Source organism: Sneathiella sp. (assembly GCF_041689005.1).
Lineage (GTDB): Bacteria > Pseudomonadota > Alphaproteobacteria > Sneathiellales > Sneathiellaceae > Sneathiella.
Window position 1 is genome coordinate 1 of the sequence record NZ_JBDNHC010000171.1, and the last position, 4,911, is coordinate 4,911.

At 51.9% G+C, this 4,911-nt stretch carries 3 protein-coding genes and 2 pseudogenes; 4 read left to right on the forward strand and 1 reads right to left on the reverse strand.

Annotated elements, in window-relative coordinates; genetic code table 11:
• The 4 genes and pseudogenes from ACESNI_RS18220 to ACESNI_RS18235 form a co-directional block, all read left to right on the forward strand.
• Window positions 1-543: pseudogene (locus ACESNI_RS18220) on the forward strand (fatty acid--CoA ligase); the annotation flags it as partial.
• Window positions 540-1,256 carry a TetR/AcrR family transcriptional regulator gene (locus tag ACESNI_RS18225; protein ID WP_373089665.1) on the forward strand — a complete coding sequence of 239 codons (717 nt, stop codon included), beginning with the start codon at window positions 540-542 and terminating at the stop codon, window positions 1,254-1,256. The pseudogene ACESNI_RS18220 and the gene ACESNI_RS18225, both read left to right, overlap by 4 nt.
• Before the next feature lie 148 nt (window positions 1,257-1,404).
• Window positions 1,405-2,601, forward strand: a complete 1,197-nt coding sequence (locus tag ACESNI_RS18230; protein WP_373089667.1) for a CaiB/BaiF CoA transferase family protein — start codon at window positions 1,405-1,407, stop codon at window positions 2,599-2,601.
• Between the two features lie 58 nt (window positions 2,602-2,659).
• Window positions 2,660-4,336 carry a flavin-containing monooxygenase gene (locus tag ACESNI_RS18235; RefSeq protein WP_373089669.1) on the forward strand — a complete coding sequence of 559 codons (1,677 nt, stop codon included), beginning with the start codon at window positions 2,660-2,662 and terminating at the stop codon, window positions 4,334-4,336.
• 77 nt (window positions 4,337-4,413) lie between these two features.
• On the opposite strand, the pseudogene ACESNI_RS18240 reads toward ACESNI_RS18235, so the two are convergent.
• A pseudogene (locus ACESNI_RS18240) lies at window positions 4,414-4,767 on the reverse strand (DDE-type integrase/transposase/recombinase); the annotation flags it as partial.
• Between the last annotated feature and the right edge of the window lie 144 nt (window positions 4,768-4,911).

Here is a 4,911-nt window from a genome sequence, read left to right on the forward strand (position 1 = left end):
GAGGTCCGGATATTGGATGACAATGGTGAGCGTCTCAGCGAAGACGGTATTGTCGTCGGGCGATTGCAGCTGCGAGGGCCGTGGATCGCGGGTGGCTATCATGGCGTGGGCGACGTCCTGACCGAGGACGGCTGGCTAGATACTGGCGACGCCGGAACCATCGATGATCGTGGCTATGTGCAAGTCACGGATCGGTTGAAGGATCTCATCAAGTCCGGTGGTGAATGGATTTCCTCAGCTGAGCTCGAAAACCACATTGCTGATTTGCCAGGGATTGACGAAGCCGCTGTCATCGCAGTGCCCGATGAGCGCTGGGAAGAGCGGCCTCTAGCAATCGTTACCTCACAAACCAATGTTACACCCGACTGGGCACTGTTGCGCGGTCAACTGACAACGCACGTCGCCCGGTTTTGGGTGCCCGAATACTGGGCGGAGGTTAAGAACTTGCCGCTTACCGGCGTCGGCAAAGTTGACAAACTGGCTCTACGTGAGCAGGTAGCCTCTGGCAGCATACAATATCTTCGCGTAGACATTCTCGCATGAAAACCTCTCCAACTAAGCTCGACAAATTCACCCTACGGAAAGCCACGAACAGCAATTCCATGGACGTCGCTAAAAAACGCCTCAGACCGACGAATGGCCGTCGCACTCAAGCGGAACGCACCGCGCTTTCTGACGAACGCATGTTTGAAGCAGCTAAGCAGATTATAATTGAGGAAGGGACCCATTCGACTACGTTGAAGGCCATTGGGGAGCGTGCGGGCTATAGCCGTGGACTTGCTAGTAATCGCTTTGGATCAAAGCAGGCGCTATTTGGACAGCTGGTAGTACGGTTCAATGATAAATGGGCAGAGGAACTGGCGAGTAAGGTTGGCCACCAGACCGGAACTCGAGCTTGTCTATCGGCGCTATGTGTGGTTGAGGGATTTCTGGTGCACCATTCCCAATACATGAAAGCGATGTACATTCTCTGGTTTGAATCCATCAGCACTGATAACGAAGTTCGCAGTCACTTGGCCGACTACCACGAAATATATCGCAAAGATGTCGCTTCTTGGGTTCGCGAAGGAATAGAGACCGGTGAAATTAATCCTGTCGTAGATCCAGAATGCTACGCATTTCAGTTTTCTAGTTTTATTTTCGGAACGATTTACCAGTGGCTGGTCGCAGAAAGCAGTGTCGATTTAGCCAAACAATTTAGGATGTATCGAGAATTGACCGAAGACGCGTTTCGTATACGCGACTTAAACCCGTGACCTTATCATCTTCATTTTCTTCTAAATAAAGGTCTACCACCTGATCGACATACCACAAATGATTAAGTTGCTAGACGCAAACAAATATCGTAATCATCGGCCGTTAGAGCCGTATGAATGCGCCTAATCAAGAATAGGAGAGACAAGTATGGAAGGTGGCCTAATGCGCGCTCCACTTGAAGGTGTACGCGTAATAGAACTAGCCGGAATTGGTCCCGCACCTTTCTGCGGCATGATGCTTGCCGATCATGGGGCCGAGGTGATTCGTATCGATCGCCCCGAAGGTAACGATCCAATTGGTCAAGATCAGCGACGCGATGTCCTGTTGCGATCTCGTCGGTCAATTACGCTTGACCTGAAACAACCCAAATCCGTGGAAATTGTTACGAAACTTATCGAGTCGGCTGATGGCCTGATCGAAGGTTTTAGACCAGGCGTTGCCGAACGTCTTGGGTTAGGCCCTGATATTTTGATGAAAATCAATCCGGCGTTAGTTTATGGGCGTATGACCGGCTGGGGTCAGGCAGGTCCGCTTTCCGATAAGGCAGGGCATGACCTAAATTATATTTCGCTCAGCGGAGCCCTTGCCGCAATGGGGGTCGATGGGCAGCCGCCAGTACCGCCATTAAACCTTATCGGTGATTATGGAGGCGGCGGGATGATGCTGGCTTTCGGGTTCGTCACAGCTCTGCTCGCAGCACGGCAAAGCGGAAATGGACGGGTCATTGATTGCAGTATGGCAGATGGCGCTGCGACGCTGATGGCAGGCATGTGGTCACTCAAACACAACGGGATGTGGGAGGCGCAACGAGGTCAAAACCTGCTCGATGGGGGCGCACCATTCTATAGCTGCTATGCGTGTGCTGACGGCGCTTTTGTTGCGATCGCCGCCATTGAAAGTAAGTTCTTTGCGCGCCTGCTCGAAGCAATGGATCTGTGTGACGACCCTATTTTTGCTGATCAACACGACCAAACAAAATGGCCCGCGATGAAGTCCCGTCTGGCCAAAATTTTCTTAGCTTCCCCACGCGAAATATGGACGAAGAAATTACAGGACCAAGATTGTTGTTTTAGCGAGGTGCTAACAATGGAGGAGGCTCTGACACACCATCACAATCTCGCGCGGGATAGCTATGTTGAAGACAATGGCTTCGTGCAACCTCGTCCGGCACCCCGCTTTATGGCTACCGAGCCGGTCATGCCGACTATGTGGCAGCCAGATTCCCACCGCGAGGCCATCTTGCGGGACATCGGGATCGACGAGGCAGAGGCTCGGCTTTTGTCAAACAACCCTGCGGACGCAAGCGAACAAGATACGCCAATTCATATGCAACGAAAACTTTAGACGACAATTAACGGATACCAAGCAAGGTGCCGTCTTGGATACGAGGAAGGTATGACTGATGACCATTAAAAACACTAGCATTGGCAAGAGTCAGGCAACGGGAAAGGCTGGGCAATCCGAAGTCGACTATGATGTTATCGGCATCGGCGCCGGTTTTGCGGGACTGGCTCTCATCCATTATTTGCGTGACGTAGGGCTAACTGTCCGGATCTTCGATCAGGCATCGGACATCGGCGGCACATGGACGTGGAATCGTTATCCTGGCGCAGCCACTGATAGTGAGAGCTATTATTACTGTCTCACTTTCTCCAAAGAATTGCTGCAAGAGTGGACCTGGACCAAACGGTATCCGGATCGGAAGGAAACCCAAAGCTACATGCACTTTGTTGCCGACAAATGTGAAATGTGGCCCCACATCCAGCTTAATACCGAGATCGTGGATGCTCAATATCTCAAAGATCGTGGTATCTGGCGCGTTACAACTGGTGCAGGCGACAGCTTTACCTGCAAATATTTTATCAGTGGCATGGGCATGATATCTCAGCCGTTGCTCCCGAAGATTGAGGGTAAGGATCGATTTAAAGGCCCCATCTTCCATTCCTCGCGCTGGCCTCAAGAAGGCCTGGATTACGCTGGTAAGCGTATTGGCATTATCGGGGCTGGAGCGTCTACCGTCCAGATGGTCCCTGTCCTAGCCGAGACCGCTAGCAGTGTAACAGTGTTTCAGCGGACACCAAATTATATTCTACCGGCGATGCAACAGCCGATGACGCCGGAGTGGGCAATGGAGATCAAAGAAAATTACGACGAAATTGTCGCCAAGTGCCGCGGTCACGCATTTGGCATGGCCTTCAATGCTCCTCCTGGGCGCAATGCGGTAGATACCTCTGAAGAAGAGAGGCAGCGTATCTTTGAAGAAAACTGGACGGGCAGTTTCCGTTGGGTTTTCGAAACCTTCGACGATCTGCTCACCAACCCGGAAGCCAACCGGTTGGCATCGGAGTTCATCATAGCAAAGATGAAAGAGCGGATCGAAGATCCCGAAACCGCCGAACTGCTGACACCCAAGGCAGAGGATTACCCGCTGTTTGCCAAGCGCCCGCCTCTGGATCATGGTTATTTGGAAGCCTTCAATCGAGACAATGTTCACCTAGTGGATATAAAAAACCGCGAACCGATAACCGAAATCACTGAAACCGGCATCCGCACAACCGATAGCCACTACGACTTCGACATAATCGTGCTGGCAACCGGGTTCGAAGCTTATACCGGTGCGCTAGAAGCCTTCCCCATCCGTGGGAGCAGTGGCCAGACACTACGCGAAAAATGGCAGACAGTGTCCGAGTGTATCATGGGGGTGTGCGTGGCAGACTTCCCGAACATGTTCATCATCACTGGGCCTCAAGCGCCGTTCGCCAACCTACCTACCTCTATCGAGCAAAATGTCATCTGGATAACCCGCTGCATTGAGAAGATGGAGCGCGAGGAGTTTGACATCTTCAATCCGCGTGAGGAAGCGGCGCTTGCGTGGACGGCACAGACTGCTGATATTCACCGACAGACGCTCATGGCTGAGGGCGATAAGGTAAATTCTTGGATGATGGGCGCAAATCGGGAAGACAAGGCACCGCGAGTGCTGGTCTATTTTGGCGGCGCGAATGTCTACTACGACATTCTGGACCAATCGGCTGATGCAGGTTTTCCTGAGCTCGAATTCAAGAGGATAGCTGAGTGATTGATGCGATTGAGCTGATAAGGAAGGCATTGTCACATTAACTTGGCCGAGGCGCAAGATTGTTAGCGGTTTGGTGATTAGACATTCAGGGCTGCAGCTTTCCAGCCGCTGAAAGCATGATCTCTCAACTTCTTGAACAAAGGCCGATTGATTAGATGACGTTGGAGGTCGAAGTGGTTGTAAGTTGCTGCATGGACATTGAGAAAGCGTTGAGCTGAACCGGGCGATTTGAACCGCTGCATCTTTCGCTCCCGCCGTCGTACCGGTTGGTGCGAATTTTCTACTCGATTGTTGGCGTGTTTATTATCAATATGCTCAGTAGTTAGGCCTAATTCGCGAAATGCTGCGTGATATGATCGCAGCTTGTCAGTGACGATCAGAGTGGGCGATATTTTTTGCTTCTTGAGCAGGCTCTTCATAAACTTTATGGCGGCGGCGCTGTCAGTTTAACCGCAACTCGTCTCCGATCGGCACACCAAAAGCCAGATCGAGATTACGTCAGGCGGCGAGATTTTGCCACTCGGCCAGTGCGGCCGAGCGTCGTGTCCTGTAAGTTTGGCGGTCGACGAGATGGC